The 20,564-nt window shown below is 66.8% G+C and carries 19 protein-coding genes; 7 read left to right on the forward strand and 12 right to left on the reverse strand.

Annotated elements, in window-relative coordinates:
• Positions 1–5 precede the first annotated feature (5 nt).
• Genes lipA through sucB form a run of 4 tightly spaced genes read right to left on the reverse strand, consistent with a single transcriptional unit; the run spans position 6 to position 4,333 of the window.
• Positions 6–938: a lipoyl synthase gene (gene lipA, locus ADBZ9O_RS15120; protein WP_526532576.1), complete on the reverse strand. Its 933-nt coding sequence runs from the start codon at positions 936–938 to the stop codon at positions 6–8.
• Positions 935–1,630 (reverse strand): lipoyl(octanoyl) transferase LipB, encoded by a 696-nt coding sequence (gene lipB, locus ADBZ9O_RS15125; RefSeq protein WP_526532578.1) that lies wholly within the window; start codon positions 1,628–1,630, stop codon positions 935–937. Before lipB ends, lipA begins: the two co-directional genes overlap by 4 nt.
• Positions 1,631–1,648: 18 nt before the next feature.
• Positions 1,649–2,554: a TIGR01777 family oxidoreductase gene (locus ADBZ9O_RS15130; protein ID WP_526532580.1), complete on the reverse strand. Its 906-nt coding sequence runs from the start codon at positions 2,552–2,554 to the stop codon at positions 1,649–1,651.
• Positions 2,555–2,557: 3 nt separating this feature from the next.
• The gene (gene sucB / locus ADBZ9O_RS15135) at positions 2,558–4,333 is read right to left on the reverse strand and encodes a 2-oxoglutarate dehydrogenase, E2 component, dihydrolipoamide succinyltransferase (protein WP_526532582.1); all 1,776 of its coding nucleotides are present in this window, start codon (positions 4,331–4,333) and stop codon (positions 2,558–2,560) included.
• A gap of 202 nt (positions 4,334–4,535) precedes the next feature.
• Between sucB and ADBZ9O_RS15140 the strand changes: the two genes are divergently transcribed.
• Entirely contained in the window at positions 4,536–4,880 is a 345-nt protein-coding gene (locus tag ADBZ9O_RS15140) for an oxidoreductase (RefSeq protein ID WP_526532584.1), read from the forward strand.
• 71 nt (positions 4,881–4,951) lie between these two features.
• Positions 4,952–6,700, forward strand: coding sequence for an SDR family oxidoreductase (locus tag ADBZ9O_RS15145; protein ID WP_526532586.1), 1,749 nt, complete (start codon positions 4,952–4,954; stop codon positions 6,698–6,700).
• 72 nt (positions 6,701–6,772) lie between these two features.
• On the opposite strand, the gene ADBZ9O_RS15150 is transcribed toward ADBZ9O_RS15145, so the two are convergent.
• Positions 6,773–8,038, reverse strand: a complete 1,266-nt coding sequence (locus ADBZ9O_RS15150) for an HNH endonuclease signature motif containing protein (protein ID WP_526532588.1) — start codon at positions 8,036–8,038, stop codon at positions 6,773–6,775.
• A gap of 69 nt (positions 8,039–8,107) precedes the next feature.
• Positions 8,108–9,670, reverse strand: a complete 1,563-nt coding sequence (locus ADBZ9O_RS15155) for a leucyl aminopeptidase (protein ID WP_526532590.1) — start codon at positions 9,668–9,670, stop codon at positions 8,108–8,110.
• A gap of 27 nt (positions 9,671–9,697) precedes the next feature.
• On the opposite strand from ADBZ9O_RS15155, the gene gcvT reads away from it, so the two are divergent.
• Positions 9,698–10,807: a glycine cleavage system aminomethyltransferase GcvT gene (gcvT, locus tag ADBZ9O_RS15160; protein ID WP_526532592.1), complete on the forward strand. Its 1,110-nt coding sequence runs from the start codon at positions 9,698–9,700 to the stop codon at positions 10,805–10,807.
• A gap of 23 nt (positions 10,808–10,830) precedes the next feature.
• A complete protein-coding gene (locus tag ADBZ9O_RS15165) occupies positions 10,831–11,937 on the forward strand; it encodes a branched-chain amino acid aminotransferase (RefSeq protein ID WP_526532594.1) in 1,107 nt (368 codons plus the stop codon).
• Here ADBZ9O_RS15165 and ADBZ9O_RS15170 read toward each other — a convergent pair.
• Genes ADBZ9O_RS15170 through ADBZ9O_RS15185 form a run of 4 tightly spaced genes read right to left on the reverse strand, consistent with a single transcriptional unit; the run spans position 11,934 to position 14,957 of the window.
• Positions 11,934–12,665, reverse strand: coding sequence for an adenosylcobinamide-GDP ribazoletransferase (locus ADBZ9O_RS15170; RefSeq protein WP_526532596.1), 732 nt, complete (start codon positions 12,663–12,665; stop codon positions 11,934–11,936). The two genes, ADBZ9O_RS15165 and ADBZ9O_RS15170, sit on opposite strands and share 4 nt — an antisense overlap.
• An 11-nt stretch (positions 12,666–12,676) precedes the next feature.
• Positions 12,677–13,723, reverse strand: a complete 1,047-nt coding sequence (gene cobT / locus ADBZ9O_RS15175; RefSeq protein ID WP_526532598.1) for a nicotinate-nucleotide--dimethylbenzimidazole phosphoribosyltransferase — start codon at positions 13,721–13,723, stop codon at positions 12,677–12,679.
• The gene (locus tag ADBZ9O_RS15180; RefSeq protein ID WP_526532600.1) at positions 13,723–14,262 is read right to left on the reverse strand and encodes a bifunctional adenosylcobinamide kinase/adenosylcobinamide-phosphate guanylyltransferase; all 540 of its coding nucleotides are present in this window, start codon (positions 14,260–14,262) and stop codon (positions 13,723–13,725) included. The genes cobT and ADBZ9O_RS15180 overlap by 1 nt, the downstream gene beginning before the upstream one ends.
• A 26-nt stretch (positions 14,263–14,288) precedes the next feature.
• Complete coding sequence (locus ADBZ9O_RS15185; RefSeq protein ID WP_526532602.1) at positions 14,289–14,957, reverse strand: DUF3043 domain-containing protein; 669 nt, start codon at positions 14,955–14,957, stop codon at positions 14,289–14,291.
• A gap of 95 nt (positions 14,958–15,052) precedes the next feature.
• Between ADBZ9O_RS15185 and ADBZ9O_RS15190 the strand changes: the two genes are divergently transcribed.
• Positions 15,053–16,129, forward strand: a complete 1,077-nt coding sequence (locus ADBZ9O_RS15190; protein ID WP_526533176.1) for a glycerate kinase — start codon at positions 15,053–15,055, stop codon at positions 16,127–16,129.
• 81 nt (positions 16,130–16,210) lie between these two features.
• Positions 16,211–16,573, forward strand: coding sequence for a HesB/IscA family protein (locus ADBZ9O_RS15195; RefSeq protein WP_526532604.1), 363 nt, complete (start codon positions 16,211–16,213; stop codon positions 16,571–16,573).
• Positions 16,574–16,607: 34 nt separating this feature from the next.
• Here ADBZ9O_RS15195 and ADBZ9O_RS15200 read toward each other — a convergent pair whose 3' ends face one another.
• Complete coding sequence (locus tag ADBZ9O_RS15200; RefSeq protein ID WP_526532606.1) at positions 16,608–17,204, reverse strand: Rv0361 family membrane protein; 597 nt, start codon at positions 17,202–17,204, stop codon at positions 16,608–16,610.
• Positions 17,205–17,469: 265 nt separating this feature from the next.
• Here ADBZ9O_RS15200 and ADBZ9O_RS15205 point away from each other — a divergent pair, with 265 nt between their 5' ends.
• Positions 17,470–18,444, forward strand: coding sequence for a carbohydrate kinase family protein (locus tag ADBZ9O_RS15205; protein ID WP_526532608.1), 975 nt, complete (start codon positions 17,470–17,472; stop codon positions 18,442–18,444).
• Between the two features lie 16 nt (positions 18,445–18,460).
• Here the strand turns inward: ADBZ9O_RS15205 and asnB are convergent, their stop codons facing one another.
• Positions 18,461–20,392, reverse strand: coding sequence for an asparagine synthase (glutamine-hydrolyzing) (gene asnB, locus ADBZ9O_RS15210; RefSeq protein WP_526533178.1), 1,932 nt, complete (start codon positions 20,390–20,392; stop codon positions 18,461–18,463).
• Between the last annotated feature and the right edge of the window lie 172 nt (positions 20,393–20,564).

Below are 20,564 nucleotides of genomic sequence, written 5' to 3' on the forward strand. Positions count from 1 at the left end.
ACGGCTCAGCTGGTGGTGGTTGAGCGCTGCGCCGCCTGGGCGTACAGCCGGCCGGCTCGATAGGAGGACCGGACCAGTGGACCCGACAGCACCCCAGCGAATCCGAGGCCCTCGGCGAACGCCGCATGCTCGACGAATTCCTCGGGTTTGACCCAGCGCTCCACCGGATGGTGGCGCAGCGACGGCCGCAGATACTGGGTGATGGTGATGATGTCGCAGCCCGCGTTGTGCAGATCGGTCAGCGCCACCCGCACCTCCTCGGGGGTTTCCCCCATGCCGAGGATCAGGTTGGACTTGGTCACCAGGCCGAACTCGCGGGCGTCGGTCAACACGTCGAGGCTGCGCTGGTAGCGGAACGCCGGGCGGATCCGCTTGAAGATGCGCGGCACCGTTTCGACGTTGTGCGCCAACACTTCTGGCCGGGACTCGAAAACCTCGATCAGCTGCTCGGCGATACCGTTGAAGTCGGGGATGAGCAGTTCCACACCCGTCGACGGGTTGAGCTTCTTGATCTGACGCACGGTCTCGGCATACAGCCACGCGCCACCGTCGGGCAGATCATCGCGGGCCACGCCCGTCACCGTCGAGTAGCGCAACCCCATGGCCTGCACGCTTTCGGCGACCCGACGGGGCTCGTCACGGTCGAGGTCGGCGGGCTTACCGGTGTCGATCTGGCAGAAGTCGCAGCGACGGGTGCACTGCTCGCCGCCGATCAGGAAGGTGGCCTCGCGGTCTTCCCAGCATTCGTAGATGTTCGGGCAACCGGCTTCTTCACACACTGTGTGCAGGCCCTCGCGCTTGACGAGGGCTTTCAGCTCGGTGTACTCCGGACCCATCTTGGCGCGGGTCTTGATCCAGGACGGCTTACGTTCGATCGGGGTCTGCGCGTTGCGGACCTCAAGACGCAGCAGTTTTCTTCCCTCTGGGACCACGCTCACTGTGACGATGCTACGCGCGCAGGGGTGTCCTGGTGGACGGGCGCAGCGCCGTCGAGTGCGTCACAGACCGCCTCGGCCACCGCGGCGCGTACCTCCTCGACACCGACGGGCCTGCCCAGTTCGGCGGATAGCGAGGTGACGCCGGCGTCGGCGATACCGCATGGCACGATCGCGCCGAACGCCGAAAGGTCGCAATCGCAGTTCAGGGCGAAGCCGTGCAGTGTGGTCGCCCGTGCCACCCGGATGCCGATGGCGCCGATCTTGCGGGCGGGTCGCAGATCATCCGCCGGTAGCCATACCCCGGAGCGGCCATCGACCCGGCCGGCGTCGAGACCAAGTTCACTGCACACACCGATGAGCGATTCCTCAAGGCGACGAACGAAATTCACCACATCGAGGGGTTGAGCCAGGCCCACGATCGGATAACCCACCAGTTGGCCGGGGCCGTGCCAGGTGATCTTGCCACCGCGATCGGTGTCCACGACGGGGATACCGTCTTGCGGCCGCTCATGCGGTTCGGTGCGTTTACCCGCGGTGTACACCGGCGGATGTTCGAGCAAAAACAAGGTGTCCGGTCCGCCGGCGATGCGCGCGTCGGCGGCATCGCGTTGCAACTGCCACGCCGTCAGATAGTCGACAGTGCCCAGCTGACGAACGCTGACCGGTGCCGTACTGGACCGAATGGATTGCATACTTCGACGGTACTAGCGCTAGCCCGCACGCACGGTGGCGTACGCCAGCGCCTCACCGATGGTGTCGTGATGGAACGTGAACCCGGCCCGCTCGAGGGCGGCGGGAATCGCGCGCTGGCCGGTCAGCAGGCCCTCGTCGGCGAATTCGCCGAGCGCCGTGCGGATGACGAAAGCGGGCACCGGTAGCGGTGTGGGCCGGTTGACGGCGCGGCCGAGTGCGGCGGTGAACTCGGCATTGGTCACCGGCGCGGGACCGGTCAGATTCACCGGTCCCGACACCTCGTCGTGGGCGATCGTGAACAGCAGGGCGCGGACTTCGTCTTCGAGGCTGATCCACGGCATGTATTGGCGGCCGTTGCCGAGGCGGGCGCCGAGGCCGAACTTGAACAGCGGTTTGAGCCGACTCAGCATCCCGCCCGACGGGGACAGCACGAGTCCCGTCCTGGCCAGCACCACGCGGGTGCCCGCAGCTTCGGCCGGCGCGGCCGCGGCCTCCCAGTCGATACACAACGTGGCCAGGAAACCGGTTCCCGCCGTTGAGGTTTCGTCGACGACGCGGTCGCCGGTGTCGCCGTAGAAACCGACCGCGCTGGCATTGATCAAGGTGGGCACGCCTGCGGCGGCCACGGAAGCTGACAGCACCTCGGTGGGGGTGATGCGGCTATCGCGGAGGCGCTGTTTGAAGGCGCCCGACCACCGACTGGCGGCGACGCTGACCCCGCACAGGTTGACCACGGCATCGACACCCGCCAGGCCGGCGGAATCGAATTCACCGGTATCCGGGTTCCAGTGCAGCTCATCGGCATTCGACGGGGCGCGACGCACGATGCGCAACACCCGGTGGTCACTGGCGCGCAGCGCCGAAACCAACGCCGAACCGATCAGCCCAGAAGAACCCGCAATGGCGACGACAGCTTTTGCCACGGCTTACAGTCCGAGGTCGGCCTCGAACGCTCCCTCTTCGAGCCGCTTCTTGATGGTGGTCAGGAACCGTCCTGCGTCGGCGCCGTCGACCAGTCGGTGGTCATAGGTCAGGGGTAGGTAGCAGATCGACCGGACGCCGATCGACTCGTTGCCGTTACCGTCGACGACCACCCGCGGACGCTTGACGATGGCACCGGTGCCCAGCATCGCCGCCTGCGGCGGGACCAGGATCGGGGTGTCGAACAACGCACCCTGGCTGCCGATATTGGTGATCGTGAAGGTGCCACCGGACAACTCGTCGGGTTTGAGGTTGCCCGACCGGGCCCGCGCCGCGATATCGGCGATGGCCCTGGCCAGACCGCCGAGGGACAAATCGCCCGCGTTGTGGACCACGGGGGAGAGCAGACCTTGCTCGGTGTCTACCGCGAAGCCCAGGTGCTCGGCGTCGTAGTAGGTGATCTCCTTGGTGTCTTCGTTGTAGCTCGCGTTGACGTTCGGGTGCGCCTTGAGTGCGTCGATCACCGCGACCGCGAAGAACGGCAGATACGTCAGGTTGACGCCTTCCCGCTCGGCGAACGTGGCCTTGGCGCGGGCACGCAACGCCACGATCTTGGTCAGGTCGACCTCGTGGGTCTGCGTCAGCTGTGCGGTCTGCTGCAGCGACTCCCTGGTCTTCTTCGCCGTGATCTGACGGATCCGGTTGGCCTTCTGCGTGGTGCCACGCAGGTGGCTCAGCGGACTCGCGGCCGCCGCAGGCTTGGCCGCCGCCGCCGGGGCCGCACTGGGTGCTGCCGCGGGTGCGGCAGGCGGTGCCTTCTTGGCCGCTTCCTTGGCTTCGGCGGCCGCCAGGACATCCTGCTTGCGGATGCGCCCACCGACGCCGGTGCCCTTCACTGTGGCCAGGTCGACGTCGTTATCTCCTGCCAGCTTCCGCACCAGCGGGGTGACATACGGAGCTGCATCGCTGCCGCCGGACTGCTCGGCTTTCGGCTCCGGTTCCGGCTTGGGCTCGGGCTTGGCTTCGGCTTTGGGTTCCGGCTTGGGCTCGGGCTTTGGTTCCGGTTTCGGTTCGGGCTTCGGCTCTGGTTTGGCTTCGGCTTTGGGCTCGGGCTCGGGTTCCGGCTTGGGCTCGGGGGTGCTGGCGGCGGCGCTCTTATCGCCGATCTTCGCGAGCTCGCCACCCACGGCGACGGTGTCGTCTTCCTCAGCGGTGATGCTGAGCAGTGTCCCCGCCACCGGCGACGGGATCTCGGTATCAACCTTGTCGGTAGACACCTCGACCAGAGGTTCGTCGACCTCCACAGAGTCGCCGACCTTCTTCAGCCACCGCGTGACCGTGCCTTCGGTCACCGATTCGCCGAGCTCGGGCATCGTGACAGAGGTGGACTCGCCACCGCCGGACGACTCCGTGGATGCCGCAGCCGGCTCGGGCTCGGGTTCCGGCTCTGCTTCCGGTTCGGGCTCGGGTTCCGGTTCGGGTTCCGGTTCCGGTTCAGCCTCGGCGGGGGCCGAGTCTTCCTGATCGGGTGCGCCTTCTTCGCCTGCCTCGCCGATCACGGCGAGTTCCCCGCCGACCTCGACGGTGTCGTCTTCTTGCGCGACGATCTTGGTCAGCACTCCGGCTACCGGCGAAGGGATCTCGGTGTCCACCTTGTCGGTGGAAACCTCAAGTAGCGGCTCGTCGACTTCGACTGTGTCGCCTTCTTGTTTCAGCCAGCGAGTGACAGTCCCTTCGGTGACGCTCTCACCGAGTGCGGGCATCTGTACTGAGACGGCCATGTCTTTTGACTCCTAGAAGGTCAGTCGCACGGGTCGAATCTCTGGCTTACCACAGCGTCGTGTACCGAGTCGGGAACCCAGGTGGTTTGTCTGAACCATCCTGTCACTGTCCGGTGCACGTCACTCACTCAGGGTTGCCCGCGAGCTCTGGCACTATCGAATGTGAAGGAACGAACCGCCCACAGCGAGGAGTGCAACCGAGTTGGGATTGTTCGACAGGCTCCGACGCGGCCGTGGCGCACGCGCCGATGGTGCCGCCGATCTGACATACATGCGTGAGTGGACTGCGCAGCACACCGGTGTGGAAGCGTTTGTCGAGCCCAAGACCACTGTCACCGAACTGACGGTCGTCCTGGTGGCCAGCGACGGCGAATGGACCCGCCGCCGCGTCGGTGGCGAGGCCGGCGCACGCCGGCTGTCCGGTCAACTCAAGATCCCGGTCTACGACGTGCAGAAGGTCGGCTACCCGCAGCGGATGCGCGACCACGATGCCCGGCGCCGGATCCAGCGCCAACGGGAGCTGCGCCAGGAATTGGAGGAAGGCTAGTGTCTTACTCCAGCGGTACCAGCGGTATGAGTTACTTCTAGTCACAGTAACCATGGACACGGAGGTCCACAGTGGTGGCAGCGCGTTACGTCGACAGCAGCGAGGGCGTCCGGATCGCCACCTACGAGGAGGGCAACCCCGACGGGCCCACCGTGGTGCTCACGCACGGCTGGCCCGATTCCCATGTGCTGTGGGACGGCGTGGTACCCCTGCTTGCCGAACGCTTCCGGATCATCCGCTATGACAACCGCGGTGTCGGCGCATCGTCGGTGCCCAAGCCGGTCGGCAGCTACACGATGGAGCGCTACGCCGACGATTTCGCGTCGGTGATCGGTGCACTCAGCCCGGATGGGCCAGTACATGTACTCGGTCATGACTGGGGCTCCGCGGCGATGTGGCAGTACTTGAGCCGCCCCGGTGCCAGCGATCGCGTCGCCTCGTTCACCTCGGTATCGGGTCCGAGCGCCGATCATCTGACCCGCTACATCCGCGACGGGCTGAAGCAGCCTTACCGGCCAAAACGTTTCGCGCGCTCGGTATCTCAGGCGGCACACCTGAGCTACATGGCTGCCTTCTCGATTCCGCTGCTGGCCCCGGCGTTGGTGCGGGCGGGGGCCAAGCAGCTGCGGCCGATCGTGACCAAGGGCATTGTGCCCGATCGGGTGCATCACTCCGGCGATTTCGCCAATGATGCCGCACGCGGCCTGAAGGTATACGGCGCCAACTTCTTTCCCTCGGTTGCCCGTTCGCGCCCCAAACGTTACGACGTGCCCGTGCAGATCATCGTCAACACCCAGGACGCCTATGTGCGGCCCTTCCTCTACGACGAGACGTCGCGGTGGGTGTCGCGGTTATGGCGCCGCGACATCAAATCCGGCCATTGGGCTCCGATGTCGCACCCGCAGGTGCTCGCGCAGTCGGTGACCGAGCTGGTCGAGCACCTCGAAGGCGCCCCGGCTGCGCGCGGCTTGTTGCGTGCCCAGGTCGGTCGATCGAGTGAATCCTTTTCTCACGCACTGGTTTCGGTCACCGGAGCGGGCAGCGGTATCGGCCGCGAAACCGCGTTGGCATTCGCGGGTGAAGGTGCGGAGTTGATTGTCAGTGATATCGACGAAGCCGGCCTCAAGGACACCGCCGCACAGATCGCCGCCCGCGGCGGAATCGCCCACGCCTACACCCTCGACGTCGCCGATGCCGAGGCTGTCGAACGATTCGCCGACGAGGTCTGCGCCGCCCACGGCGTCCCCGATATCGTCGTCAACAACGCCGGCGTCGGGCAGGCCGGGCGATTCCTTGACACCCCGGCCGACCAGTGGGACCGCGTGCTCGATATCAACCTCGGCGGAGTTGTCAACGGCTGTAGGGCTTTTGCCCGTCGACTGGTCGAGCGTGGCACCGGCGGCCACATTGTGAATGTGTCGTCGATGGCGGCCTACGCACCGTTGCATTCGATGAACGCCTACTGCACGTCCAAGGCGGCGGTGTACATGTTCTCCGATTGCCTGCGGGCCGAACTCGACGCCGCCGGTGTGGGTTTGACGACCATCTGCCCGGGCGTCATCGACACCAATATCGTGCACACCACGCGCTTCGACGCGCCACCGGCCATGGCACGACAACTCGCCAAACGACAGGCGCAGGCCGAAAAGCTGTTCGCGATCCGCCGCTACGGCCCCGATAAAGTCGCCAAGGCGATCGTGTCGTCGGTCAAGAAGAACACCGCGATCCGACCCGTGGCCCCCGAAGCACACGTGCTCTATGGGGTGTCCCGGGTGCTACCGCAGGTGCTGCGCAGCACGGCCAGGGGCGGTGGGCTCTAAGGGGCAATTGACTTCTGTCACTGCGACGTCTGCCCATGCTCGACGGGACACCGAGAAGTCGTTGTCATCCCACTAGTTGCTGGTGAGTGGTGGTGGTGGTTGGAAGGGTGTGTACCACCACCATTGGGCGCGTTCTCCGGTCGGCCCGGTGCATGGTGGAACCTGGGGTGGGGGTGTGGTCGGGGGCCGGGCCAGTGACCCGGGTTGGAGTGGGTTCCCGGAGGTGTCGGTGACGGTGAGGCGGTCGGCGGGGCCGGTGATGGTGATGCCACCCCGATGATGGAGCCGGTGGTGGAACGGGCACACCAAGACCAGGTTGGCCAGCTCGGTGAGTCCGCCGTCTTCCCAGTGTGTGATGTGGTGTGCGTGCAGACCGCGGGTGGCCCCGCAGCCCGGGATCACGCAGGTGCCGTGGTCGCGGTGTTCCAGGGCGCGGCGTAGTCGGCGGCTGATGGTCCGGGTCTCCTGGCCTGAACCGATGACCTGGCCGGCGCGTTCGAACCACACTTCGCAGGTGGCGTCGCAGAGCAGGTTTTGGCGGTCGGCGTCGGACAGCAGCGGGCCCAAATGTAGTGAGGCGATGCGTGAGTCGATGTCGAGATGCACGACGACGGTGGTGCGTTGTCCGTGTGGTCGGGCTGCGACGTCGGTGTCCCACCCGGCGTGGATCAGACTCATGAACCCGTCCACGGCGTTCGGGAATGGTGGGGTGTGCTCGGACACGGTGTCGGCGTGGTCGCGTTTCCACTCGGCGACCAACCTGTCCTGATGGGAGCGCAGGGCCGCGTCGAGCACCGCTGCTTCATCGTGGGGCAAGGTGATGTGCCAGGTGGTGGAGTCCTCGTCGCAGGTTTGGCTGATCGACCGTGGCGGTTCCGGGCGCAACTCCGCCTCCGGCTCAGGTGCTGATTCTGGTTGGGGTTCGAGTTTGACGGCGGTGCGCAGTTGGCTGACGGTCGCGCTGCGGGCCAGCTGCGCGTAATGCTCGTCGGATCCGTCGGCCGCTTTGTGGGCGATGACCCCGATCTGATCGAGGGAGAATCGGCCCTCACGGATCCCGGCCGCGCACTGTGGGAACTGCGGTAACCGGTGGGCGATGGCGGCGATCGCGCCGGCATTGGCCGAGGACAGGCCCAGCTTCCACGCCACCAACCCCTGGACCGATCGTGCCCCGGTGTTACCCCATAATCCGTCGTGGTCGATTTCGGCGACGATCTCCACGATGCGCCCGTCGATGGCGTTGCGCTGACCGGTCAGCTCCGCGAGCTGTTCGAACAACACCTCCAGCCGCTCCTTGGGACTGAGCTCAGTCACCAAAGATGTTGCGGTCGAAGACATGACACCATCAAAACAGAGGGGTACGACAGAAACCTCTGCCACGTACAACGCGTAACTAACCGTTGGCGACTAGCCGTTTTCTACGATGTCTTCCAGCACCGCGAACATCGTCCGCGCCGGCACGCCGGTACCACCCTTACCGGTGTAACCCCAGGGGCCACCGGAGTTGTAGGCCGGTCCGGCAACGTCGAGATGCGCCCACTGCACGCCCTCGGCGACGAATTCACGCAGATACACACCGGCCACCAGCATCCCGGCGAACCGCTGGCCACTGATATTGGCCAGATCGGCGACGCTCGACTTCAGGTCGTCCTTGAGATCGTCGGGTAATGGCATCGGCCAACCGTTCTCGCCGACCCCCTGGGAGATGGACGCGACACGATCGCGGAACTCGTCGCTGCCCATGATTCCTGGGATGCGCGCGCCGAGCGCGACGGTCTGGGCACCGGTCAGGGTGGAGGTTTCCATCAGGTAGTCGGGCTTGTCCTCGCAGGCCCTGGCGATGGCGTCGGCCAGGATCAACCGGCCCTCGGCGTCGGTGTTGAGCACCTCGACCGTGATACCGCCGTACTGGGTCAGCACATCACCGGGCCGCTGCGCCGTCGACGATGGCATGTTCTCCGCCATCGGCACCGTGGCGATGACATCGATCGGCAGGCCCAGCTGGGCTGCCAGTGCCACAGTCACGATCACCGCGGCCGCGCCGCTCATATCGGAGGTCATGTGATGCATGGACGCCGCGGGCTTGATCGAGATGCCGCCGGTGTCGAAGGTGATGCCCTTACCGACCAGGGCCACCCGTTTGGCCTTCTTCGGATTCTTGGCCAGCGCCGACCCACGGTGGGTCAACCGGACCAACCGTGGCGGGCGTGAGGACCCCTTGCCCACGCCGACGACACCGCCGTAGCCGCCCTTCTCCAGAGCCTTCTCGTCGAGCACCTCGACCTCGAGTCCGGCAGCTTCCCCGAAAGCCTTTGCGCGCTTGGCAAATTCGGCCGGGAAGAGATGACTCGGGGGAGTGTTGATGAAATCGCGGGCGGTGGCTACTGCCGTCGCGGTGGCGGTGGCGCGAGCCGCGAGCTTCTTAGCGTCCTTGGCGGTGGACAGCACGGTGATCTTCTTCAAGCCGGCGTCCTTCGGCGCGGTCTTCTTGCTGCGGAAGTCGCTGAACCGGTAGGCGCCGAGGATCAGGCCTTCGATGGTGGCAGACAGGATGTCGGTGCCAGGTAGTTCCGACAGCGTCGTGATCACCGTTTCGGTACCGGTCAGCGACCGGGCGGCAACACCCGCGGCGCGCCGGACCAGGTCGGCGGGATACTCGTCGCGCGGTTTACCCAACCCGACCGCGAGCACGCTGCCCACCGCCAGCGACGGCACCACCAGGCGGGTGAGCGATTCAGCGCCAGCCTTGGCGCCGAGGGCGGTCAGCGCAACTTCGATCTCACCGATCGCCTCGGCGTCCAGAAACGGCCCAGGTGCGACGCTGACAGTGGATTTATCGTTCCCATCGTCGGCCCCGCTGACTGAGTCGTACACGATGGGAACGATCAAGACAGCCGATCCCGCGCCGCGCTTGGGCAGCGACGTGGCCACGGTGACGGACGGGGACTGGTAGCCAGGTTGGGTGCTCACGCTGATCACCCTATCGATGGACCATTAGTGTGGGTGGTCGTGACTGACAACCTGTTGCACGGCCCACTCGAGGACCAACACCGGGCGCTGGGCGCCAGCTTCGCCGAATTCGGGGGTTGGCTGATGCCGGTCTCCTACGCGGGGACGGTTGCCGAGCACACCGCCACCCGCAACACCGTCGGGCTGTTCGACGTCAGCCACCTCGGTAAGGCATTGGTACGGGGCCCCGGCGCCGCCGAGTTCGTCAACGCCGCGCTGACCAACGACCTCAACCGAATCGGCGCCGGGAAGGCGCAGTACACGTTGTGCTGCACCGAAACTGGTGGTGTCATCGACGATCTGATCGCCTACTACGTGGCCGATGACGAGATCTTCCTGGTGCCCAACGCCGCCAATACCGCCGCGGTGGTCGCCGCGATGGCTGCCCTTGCACCTGAGGGGTTGACGATCACCGACGAGCACCGGTCCTACGCCGTGCTTGCGGTGCAGGGACCTAAATCGGCCGAGGTGCTGGGCGCGCTGGGACTGCCGGCCGATATGGATTACATGGAGTACGCCGACGCCGAATACGCCGGTGTTCCGGTGCGCGTCTGCCGGACCGGCTACACCGGTGAGCACGGTTACGAGCTGCTGCCGCCGTGGGACTCCGCGCCGGTGGTGTTCGACGCGCTGGTCGCGGCCGTCGGGGCGGCGGGCGGCGAGCTGGCCGGACTGGGTGCCCGCGACACCCTGCGCACCGAAATGGGCTACCCGTTGCACGGCCATGAGCTGTCCTTGGACATCTCGCCGCTGCAGGCGCGGTGCGGCTGGGCCATCGGTTGGAAAAAGGACAGTTTTTGGGGTCGCGACGCCCTGGTCGCCGAGAAGGAAGCCGGCCCGCGGCGGCTGCTGCGCGGATTGCGCGTTATAGGCCGCGGGGTGCTGCGGCCGGACCTGACGGTGCTTGCCGGGGATCGGCCCGTCGGCGTCACTACCTCGGGAACCTTCTCTCCGACACTGAAAGTCGGTATCGCGTTGGCCCTGATCGACGCCGACGCCGGAGTGCTCGACGGTCAGTCGGTCACCGTCGACGTGCGCGGCCGCTCGGTGGAATGCGAAGTGGTCAAGCCGCCGTTTGTGGAGGCCAAAACTCGGTAGCGCCGCGGTTATACAATCGCTGCATGACAAACGGCCACCTCGAGTTCACGCTTGCCCGCAATTCGACACCGGCAAGCGACGAGGTACGTGCACAGATCCTGAGCGATCCGGGCTTCGGCCGCTACCACACCGACCACATGGTCTCGATCAGCTACACCGAGGGCCGCGGCTGGCATGACGCGCAGGTGCTGCCGTACGGCACGATCGAACTGGACCCGTCGGCGGTGGTGCTGCATTACGCGCAGGAAGTCTTCGAAGGTCTGAAGGCCTATCGGTGGGCCGACGGGGCGATCGTGTCATTTCGCCCCGAGGCCAACGCCGCCCGGCTGCGTAGCTCGGCGCACCGGCTGGCCATGCCTGAGCTGCCCGAAGAGCTGTTCATCGAATCGCTGCGCCAGTTGATCGCCATCGACGGTGCCTGGGTGCCACCGGCCGGTGGTGAGTCCTCGCTGTATCTGCGGCCGTTCCTGATCGCCACCGAGCCGGGCCTGGGCGTGCGGCCGGCCACCGAATACCGCTACCTGGTGATCGGCTCACCGGCGGGCGCCTACTTCAAGGGCGGTATCAAACCGGTCAGTGTGTGGTTGTCCACCGAGTACGTCAGGGCCAGCCCCGGCGGCACCGGCGCCGCCAAAACCGGTGGTAACTACGCCGCGTCGCTCTTGGCCCAGGCTCAGGCCGCCGAACACGGCTGCGATCAGGTGGTCTGGCTCGATGCGATCGAACGTCGCTACATCGAGGAGATGGGCGGCATGAACCTGTTCTTCGTGTTCGGTAGCGGCGGGACGGCCCGGCTGGTCACCCCGGAGCTCAACGGCTCACTGCTGCCGGGGATCACCCGCGATTCGCTGTTGCAGTTGGCAGGAGATGCCGGCTACTCGGTGGAAGAGCGCAAGATCGACGTGGAGGAATGGCGTAAGGGGGTCGCCGCGGGTGAGATCACCGAGGTGTTCGCCTGCGGTACCGCAGCTGTCATCACACCCGTCTCGGTCGTCAAATTCGGTGACGGTGAATTCACCATCGCCGACGGCGAACCCGGTGAGGTCACGATGGCACTGCGCGACACCCTGACCGGCATCCAGCGCGGCACCTTCGCCGATACGCACGGCTGGATGGCCCGGCTCAGCTAGAAGCCGGAGCCGGCCGCCAGTCCCAGCGCGGTCAGCACCGTCGTCACCTCGACGGCGGCGCCGAGCACGTCACCGGTGATCCCGCCGAATCGGCGCACACAATGGGCGACCAGGGCTGCCGTCAACCCGACGGCGCCCAGCACCACGATCGGGCCCTGCCAGGGGCGGGGGGTCGCGAACACCGCGGCCGCTGCCAGGGCGATCACCCACACCGCCACCACCCAGCGCGGTTGGGTGCCCGCCACCAGGGCGCCCAGCGTGCTGCCCTCGGCGGCAGGGACCGACCGGCGGCACGTCAGCACGGCGGCTACCCGGCCCGCTGCGACCGCGACCACAATCGCCACCGCACCGGCTTGGGCGAATGCCAGACCCTGCAACACGATCGACAGCACCACCGCGGCGACGCCGAAGGGCCCGGCCGGCCCGTCGCGCATCACCGCCAGCGCGCGCTGCGGCGGTCCGTAGCAGCCGAGGCCGTCGGCGGTATCGGCCAGACCGTCGATATGCATGCCGCGGGTGACCAGCAGCAGCACCGCGACCGCCAGCAACCCGGTCAACGGATTACCGGCACCGAACAGCACACCCGCGCCGTAGGCCACCCCCGCGGCGAGCGCCCCGAGGGCAAGACCGACCAGCGGCAGGGCGGTCAGGGCACCCCGACCGAACGGTCCGCTGGTCCGTACCGGCAACACCGTGGCAAAAGCGAAAGCCTGTGCCGTCGATGACATCACAGCACGGATCACTCGCGACCCGAGACCGCAGCCGAATCGAAGGTCGCCATGGTGGCCAGGGTGGCGATCGCGGCCCGCACCACGGGCAGCGCCACAGCGGCGCCGGTACCTTCGCCCAGTCGCATGCCCAACTCGATGATCGGCTCCAGCTCAAGCTGGGCGAGCGCCAACGTGTGGGCCGGCTCGGTCGATCGGTGTCCGGCCTGCCACCAGGCCCGTGCGCCGGGCGCCAGGCGCTCGGCAACCAGCGCCGCCGCCGTCACCACGACCCCGTCGAGCAGCACCGGCGTGCGCCGGACCGCGGCCTGGGCCAGAAAGCCGGCCATCGCGGCGAGATCGGCGCCACCGCCCACCCGCAGCACCGCCACCGGGTCGAACCGCACGGGGTGTACGCGGTACAGCGCGTCCCGCACCGCAGCCGTTTTGCGGATCCAGCCCGCGTCGTCGATACCCGTGCCACGCCCGACGGCCACCACCGGTTCGGTGTTGGTCAGCGAAGCGATGAGAACTGTTGCCGCAGTGGTATTTCCGATGCCCATATCGCCCGCGATGAGCAGGTCGGCGCCGGCGTCGACCTCGTCGTCGGCGATCCGGCGGCCGGCCTCGATCGCGGCGATCACCTCGTCCTCGGATAAGGCGTCCTCGACCGCGATGTCACCGCTGGACCGCCGCACCTTATGCGCCCCGATCGCAGCGCTGAGGGCATCGGCGTCCACCGAGATGTCGACCACGCGGACCGTGGCCCCAGCGACACCGGCCAGCACGTTGATCGCCGCGCCACCGGAGTCGATATTTGCGACCATCTGCGCGGTCACCTCCGGCGGGTACGCGGACACCCCTGACCGGGCGACGCCGTGGTCGCCGGCGAACACCACCACCCTGGCGCGTTCGAATTGCTTTGGGGGACAAGCACCCTGGCATGACGCCACCCAGATCGACAGCTCCTCCAGGCGGCCGAGTGCACCCGTCGGTTTGGTCAGCGTGTCCTGGCGCGCGCCGGCCGCGGCCGCGGCGGCCGCATCCGGCGCTGTCACTTCTGGGATGGAAAACTGCATTACGACGTCCGTTCCGGTTTGATCGGTACCGCCAGGCCTGCGACCACCAGCACCACCCGGTCACATGCCGCGGCGAGGTGCTGGTTGAGGGTGCCAAGAGCATCGGCGAACCGCCGGCCGGCCGCGGTGGCTGGCACCACCGTCAGCCCCACCTCCGGGCTGACCAGCACCAGCGGTGAACCGAAGGTGCCGACCGCGGCCACCAGATCGGCGATGTCCTCGGTCACCGACCCGTGCTCCCAGGCGCCTCGACGGTCCATCGCGGCCGTCAGCCAGTTCCCGATATCGTCGACCATCGTCGGCGTACCGGCGAATTGCCGCAATTCGGTTGCCACCGCAGTGGTTTCAGCTGTCGTCCAGTTCGCCGGCCGACGCTCGCGGTGGGCGGCGACCCGGGCGGACCAGGCGGCATCGTCGGGTGCCGAATAACCCGTCGCGAGGTAGCGGACCTGCGTGCCAGGACTGACCGCTTCGGCGATCGCCTCTTCGGCCCAGCGGGACTTGCCCGACCTGATACCGCCGAGCACCAGCGTGCGCATCGCAGGCCTAGAGGGCTCGGCCGGCTTCAGGAAATCTTGTCGCCGCGGTTGACCTGCGGCTTCGGCGCGCGCATCCGGCGGATCTGCGATGCCCGACCGGCAGCGTAGAGGCCCAGCTTCCAACGGCTTTCGGTGTTATCGGGGAATTTGATATCCACCAGGTTGCCGATCTTGCGGGCCAGCACGACACCGTCGACCGCCATCAGCGCCATCAGCACCAGCATGGCGGGGGAGATGAACAGCTGGACTTGCGGGACGCCGAGCATGACGAAGATCAGCAGCAGGGCGAACGGCATGAACAGACCAAGCAGGTTGCGCCGGGAGTCGACGATATCGCGGACATAGCGGCGCAGCGGACCCTGATCGCGGGGCAGGAGATAGGCCTCTTCACCGGCCATCATCTTCGCGCGCCGGTCGTTCATCGACGCGCGGCGCTCATTGCGTTCGATCTTGCGCTCTTCGCGGCTGAGCTTCGGGCCGGCTGTTGCTTTACGCCGCGCCCTGGCTTCGGCGGAGGTCATCGGTGCGGGTGCGACCGGACCGCGTTTGCGGCTGTCGGTGCGTTTCGGGGTGGGGCGGCCCTTGGGGGCGGTGCGGATCGGCGCACCCACCGTCGCGTCGGTGGCCGTCGTCGGCTCGGCCGAGTCGGCAGAGGGATTGTCGCCGTCATCTTTTTTGCGGCCCAGCAGCTTCACATCAGCAAGGTTACTTCGCACCGTGGCCCGCCCGGCATGCACCTCCGCGTGACCAGCCTTAATCTGCACAGATGACGGGTGCCCAGAACGCGAGCCTGCGGGTGCTGATCGCACCTGACTGCTTCGGTGACACCCTGACCGCCGTGGAGGCGGCGCAGGCCATCGCGGTCGGTTGGCAGCAGGCCCGGCCCGATGACGAACTGTCGCTGGCGCCACAGTCCGACGGCGGCCCCGGTTTTGTCGGCGTGCTCGCCAGCCGGCTCGGCCAACTGCGCCACATCCGGGTGTCCGGGCCGTTGGACACCGACGTCGACGCGGACTGGGTGTATGACCCGTCGGACCACACCGCCTACATCGAATGCGCACAGGCCTGCGGGCTGGCGCTGCTGGGCGGTCCGCCGACCGTGGCGACCGCACTGGCCGCGCACAGCACGGGCGTGGGGCAGCTCATCGCTGCGGCGCTGGCTGCGGGTGCGACGCGCATCGCGGTCGGCCTGGGTGGCAGCGGCAGTACCGACGGCGGCCGTGGCATGGTCGACGCCTTGGGCGGCCTGCTCGCGGCAAAAAGCGCGCTGGCAGGCGTCGACCTCATTGCCGCCTCTGACGTCGAGCACCCGATGCTCGGCACCCGTGGGGCCGCGCACGTATTCGGACCGCAGAAGGGCGCCGACCCGGCCACCGTCGCCGTGCTTGAGGATCGGCTCACCCAGTGGGCCGATGAACTGGACCGGGTGGCCGGCCGCACCATCAGCACCGAGGCGGGAGCCGGGGCCGCGGGCGGCATCGGTGCGGCGCTGCTGGCGCTCGGCGGGCGCCGGGAATCCGGTGCGGCGATCATCGCCGAATATACCCACCTCGCCGACGATGTCGCCGCCGCCGACCTGATCATCACCGGGGAGGGGCGCTTCGATGACCAGTCGCTGCACGGCAAGGTCGTCAGCGCGCTGGCCAACGGTGCCAAAGCGCACCGCACACCGGTGCTGGTACTGGCTGGTCAGGTGACCCTCGACGAGGCGACCTTGCGCGGTGAGGGCATTCTGGCGGCATTCGCTGTCGCCGACTTCGCCGGCTCGGTGCAGCTGGCCATCGACGACGCGGCGAATCAGCTGGCTGGGCTGGCCCGCAAGGCCGCCGTAGAACTCGGGAATAGCGGGGAAACCAGGTACCGTTGACAATGAAGCCGTACCCGTGGGTGTTTCCCACGTGAAGCGCAAGCTTGGGCACACCAGCCGATAAGCAATGAGGGAGACGCAATGTCTGTTCAGCAAGAGTCCACCACCAGCACCGAGACCCACGGCGCCATGCTGACCGACGCCGCCGCCGCCAAGGCCAAGTCGCTGTTGGAGCAGGAAGGTCGCGATGACCTGGCGCTGCGTATCGCTGTGCAGCCCGGTGGCTGTGCCGGACTGCGCTACAACCTCTTCTTCGACGACCGCACCCTCGACGGTGACCTCAACGCCGAGTTCGGTGGCGTCCGCCTGACGGTCGATCGGATGAGCGCGCCGTACATCCAGGGCGCACAGATCGACTTCGTCGACACCATCGAAAAGCAGGGCTTCACCATCGACAACCCGAACGCCACCGGCTCCTGCGCCTGCGGCGATTCGTTCAACTGACCCCGGCGCGGAATATCAGCGGCTGATCAAGCCGCTAGAACATGCCCGCGGTGCGCAGTACATACGAGCAGACCAGAACCTCGTTGTTGTAGGCGAGGACCTGCGCCACGCCTTGGCGTTCGGCGCCGGCGCCGTTTCGACCGCCGCTGGCAGGGATGACGTCCATCGTGAAGAGCACCTGCGCGGCGGTGGGCGAGGCGAAGACGACGGTATCCACCGATGTCACCTTTGCCGAGGAAAACTGCTTCTGGAAGGCGTCGCTGGACAGCGTGGCCAGCGCGTTATCAGACCGCTTGTCCTTCACCCCGTCGTAGAGGCCGCACAGGTTGTTGCGGGCAATGGTCTCGACATCGTCTTTGGACAGGGCATCTAAGTAGGTCTGGATGGCCTGCTGTGCCGATGACGCGGTCAACACGGTGTTCTTGGTGGCCGCGTCGTCGCGACCGGCGAAGATGATGGTCGTCACCACCGCGCCGATCACCGCGATCGCGACCAGCACTCCTGCCACCACCGGCCACCGGCGTCGTTTGGGGTAGGGCGTCGGGGGGAGTTGGCCGGCCGGGGGGAGCTGGCCGGGATAGTGCGCCGATGTGTACGGATTGGCATACGCTTCTGCGAAGGTGGGCGGCACCGCAAATGGCTGGTTCGGTTGGGCATTAGGGTGGGGACCCGTGTACGGCCCCGCGGCTCCAATACCTTGGTGCGGCGGATACGGGCCGGCCATGGTTTCTCCCCGGGGTTGATTGTCAATCGCGGACACCAGCAAGAAGCCGGTCCAACTGGCTCTGGTACGCAGGTTAGCGCACGGGGTAGAGACAAGTACGCCGTGCTTATCCTGACTGTCGGGGTGGGTAGCCTTAGATAGCTAAGCTTACGAATGAAGGGTGGAGCACTCCGTGACCATTGCCGTGACCGGCTCGATTGCGACCGATCATCTGATGCGATTTCCCGGCCGCTTCTCCGAGCAGCTCCTCGCCGAGCACCTCCAGAAGGTGTCGCTGAGCTTCCTGGTCGACGACCTGGTGGTCCATCGCGGCGGGGTCGCCGGGAATATCGCCTACGCGATCGGCGTCCTCGGCGGTCAGGCGACGCTCGTCGGTGCCGCAGGTGTCGACTTCGGTGAGTACCGCGCCTGGCTGGAATCGGCTGGGGTGAACACTTCCGGTGTGCTGGTCTCCGAGAAGGCCCACACCGCACGCTTCGTCTGCACCACTGACGAAGATATGGCCCAGATCGCTTCGTTCTATCCCGGCGCCATGTCCGAAGCGCGCAACATCTCGCTCGCGGATTTCGTAGCGTCCAGTGGCGCACCGGAACTGGTGATCATCGGCGCAAACGACCCCGAGGCGATGGTCCGGCATACCCAAGAATGCCGTGAGCTGGGCCTGGCCTTTGCTGCCGATCCGAGTCAGCAGTTGGCCCGACTCTCCGGTGAGGAGATCCGCACCCTCATCGACGGCGCCGCAATTCTGTTCACCAACGACTACGAGTGGGATCTGCTGCTGCAGAAGTCGGGATGGACCGAGGCTGAGGTGATGGCGCAGATCGGGCTGCGGGTCACCACCTTGGGCGCCAAGGGCGTCGACGTGGTCAGCCCAGATGGCACATCCGTGCACGTGGGTGTGGTGCCCGAGACCAGCCAGACCGACCCGACCGGTGTCGGTGACGCTTTCCGCGCCGGCTTCCTCACCGGACGCAGTGCGGGGCTGAGCCTGGAGCGCTCCGCGCAGCTGGGGTCGCTGGTCGCGGTGCTGGTGCTGGAGACAACTGGCACACAGAATTGGTCATGGGACGCCGTCACCGCTGTTGCCCGGCTCGAGGGCGCGTTCGGCGCCGACGCCGCCAAGGAGATCGCCGCCGCCCTGGCTTAGTCGCTGGGCGGGAAGGTCACAGCTCGACGGGGTAGGTCGGTTCGCTGATCTGCGGTACCACCGTGCCGTCGATGAAAATGGCGTGCCAAAGCATGAAGATCAGTACGGTCCACAACCGTCGGCTGTGATCGGTTGCACCCGTGCGGTGCTCGTCGAGCATCCGTCGGACCGCGGGGATGTCGACGAGTTCGCCGGCGTGGGACGAGTCGATCATCTGGTACGCCCAGTCCAGGAGTTCGCCGGCTCGCAACCAGTGCCTGATCGGCACCGGGAAACCGAGTTTGGCGCGATGCAGCACGTGCGCGGGCACGATGGGTTCCAATGCCCGGCGTAGGGCGTACTTGGTGGTCGTCCTGGTGATCTTCTGCTCCAGGGGCAGCCGCGAGGCCACCTCGAAGACCTCCGGGTCCAGGAACGGCACCCGCAGTTCTAGCGAGTTGGCCATCGTCATCTTGTCGGCCTTGACCAGGATGTCGCCGCGCAGCCAGGTGAACAGGTCGATGTGCTGCATCCGGGCCACCGGATCCCAGCCAGCCGACTCGGCATACAGCGGCGCCGTCACATCGGTGTGCGTCCAGTCCGGCCGGAAGCCCGGCAGTACCGCGCGCAACTGCGCGTCGGAGAAACTGCGGGCGTTGCCGTAGTAGCGCTCTTGCAGCGTCAGCGACCCGCGGTGCAACAGGCTTTTTCCGCGCATCCCTTCGGGCAGCGGTTTGGCGGCCTTGCCCACCGACCGTCGCACCGGGCCGGGAAGATAGTCGAATGCCTTGAGCGACAACGGCTCCCGGTAGATGGTGTAACCGCCGAAGAGTTCGTCGGCGCCTTCGCCGGACAGCACCACCTTGACGTGTTTACGGGCTTCGCGGGCGATGAAGAACAGCGGCACCAGCGCGGGGTCGGCGACGGGTTCGTCGAGATACCAGACGATTTCGGGCAGTGCGGCGACGAACTCGGCCTGGCTGACCACCTTGGTGATGTGTCGGGCCCCGATGGCTTCTGCCGAAGCCACCGCCACGTCGACCTCGGAGAAGCCCTCCCGTTCGAACCCCGTGGTGAACGTGATCAGACGCGGGTTGTGCCGGATCGCCAGCGCGGCGATGGCCGTGGAATCGATCCCGCCGGACAGGAACGCGCCGACGGTCACATCGGCGCGCATGTGCTTGGCCACCGAGTCCTCGAGAACGGCGGTGATCTCGTCGTAGCGGGCTTGCTCGCCGCCTGCGGTGAACGGCACCGGGGCGAACTTGGGCACGAAGTACCGGGTGACGACGGGCCCGCTGCCCGGCCGGATACGGGCATAGCTGCCCGATTCGAGCCGGCGCACCCCGCGCTGCAGCGTTTCGGGCTCGGGCACGTACTGCAGCACCGTGTAGTGCTGGACCGCACGCTCATCGATCGCGGTGTCGAAACCCACCTCGTCGGCCAGGCCGAGCAGGCACTTCTTCTCGCTGCCGACGGCGGTACCCCCTGGGCCGGTCGCCATGAACAGCGGCTTGATACCGAACGGGTCCCGTGCGCAGAACAATTCACCGGTTTCGGTGTCCCACAGGGCGAAGGCGAACATGCCGCGCAGTCGCGGCAGCGCGTCGGCACCCCAGTGGTGATAGGCGGCGACGATGGCCTCGCCGTCACCCTCGGTGGCGAACTGCGCGCCATAGTCGGCACGCAGAACTGCTCGTATCTCCAGGTAGTTGTAGATCTCGCCGTTGAACACCAGTACGTAGCGGTCGGGGGACTCGGGTGGACCCCAGCGCAGCGGCTGATGGGAGTGGGCGATATCGATGATCGAGAGTCGGTTGAAACCGAGGACCACGCGGTGATCTGACCACGTGCCTGGTTCGTCGGGCCCCCGGTGGCGCATCAGGTGCGACGCACCCGCTACCGCGTCGTCGATCTCGTTCGTGACGACCCGATCAGGGGCACACACCAGGGCAAGGAGACCGCACATCGGTGCCAAGTATGCCCCACGGCGCCGGGCCCCGGCCGACCCGATGGCCATGGGTGAAATTGATAGGGCAGGTGTGTCGAGCTTGGTGGGTGGGCGTGGTCTACGCTGCGTAGTATTCGATTCGCGATCACGCGTGTTGCAATGCGACTCGTTGCGCGCGAGATCCGTTGAG

It is taken from the genome of Mycobacterium sp. (assembly GCF_965229105.1).
Lineage (GTDB): Bacteria > Actinomycetota > Actinomycetes > Mycobacteriales > Mycobacteriaceae > Mycobacterium.

Coding starts and splice junctions, on each gene's coding strand:
- ADBZ9O_RS15180 (WP_526532600.1), bottom strand. CDS start 14,262: ATGCGCACGCTGGTGCTCGGCGGTATCAGGTCGGGCAAGTCCCGCTGG.
- ADBZ9O_RS15170 (WP_526532596.1), bottom strand. CDS start 12,665: ATGTCATCGACGGCACAGGCTTTCGCTTTTGCCACGGTGTTGCCGGTA.
- asnB (WP_526533178.1), bottom strand. CDS start 20,392: ATGTGCGGTCTCCTTGCCCTGGTGTGTGCCCCTGATCGGGTCGTCACG.
- ADBZ9O_RS15195 (WP_526532604.1), top strand. CDS start 16,211: ATGTCTGTTCAGCAAGAGTCCACCACCAGCACCGAGACCCACGGCGCC.
- cobT (WP_526532598.1), bottom strand. CDS start 13,723: ATGCAGTTTTCCATCCCAGAAGTGACAGCGCCGGATGCGGCCGCCGCG.
- sucB (WP_526532582.1), bottom strand. CDS start 4,333: ATGGCCGTCTCAGTACAGATGCCCGCACTCGGTGAGAGCGTCACCGAA.
- lipB (WP_526532578.1), bottom strand. CDS start 1,630: ATGCAATCCATTCGGTCCAGTACGGCACCGGTCAGCGTTCGTCAGCTG.
- ADBZ9O_RS15165 (WP_526532594.1), top strand. CDS start 10,831: ATGACAAACGGCCACCTCGAGTTCACGCTTGCCCGCAATTCGACACCG.
- ADBZ9O_RS15150 (WP_526532588.1), bottom strand. CDS start 8,038: ATGTCTTCGACCGCAACATCTTTGGTGACTGAGCTCAGTCCCAAGGAG.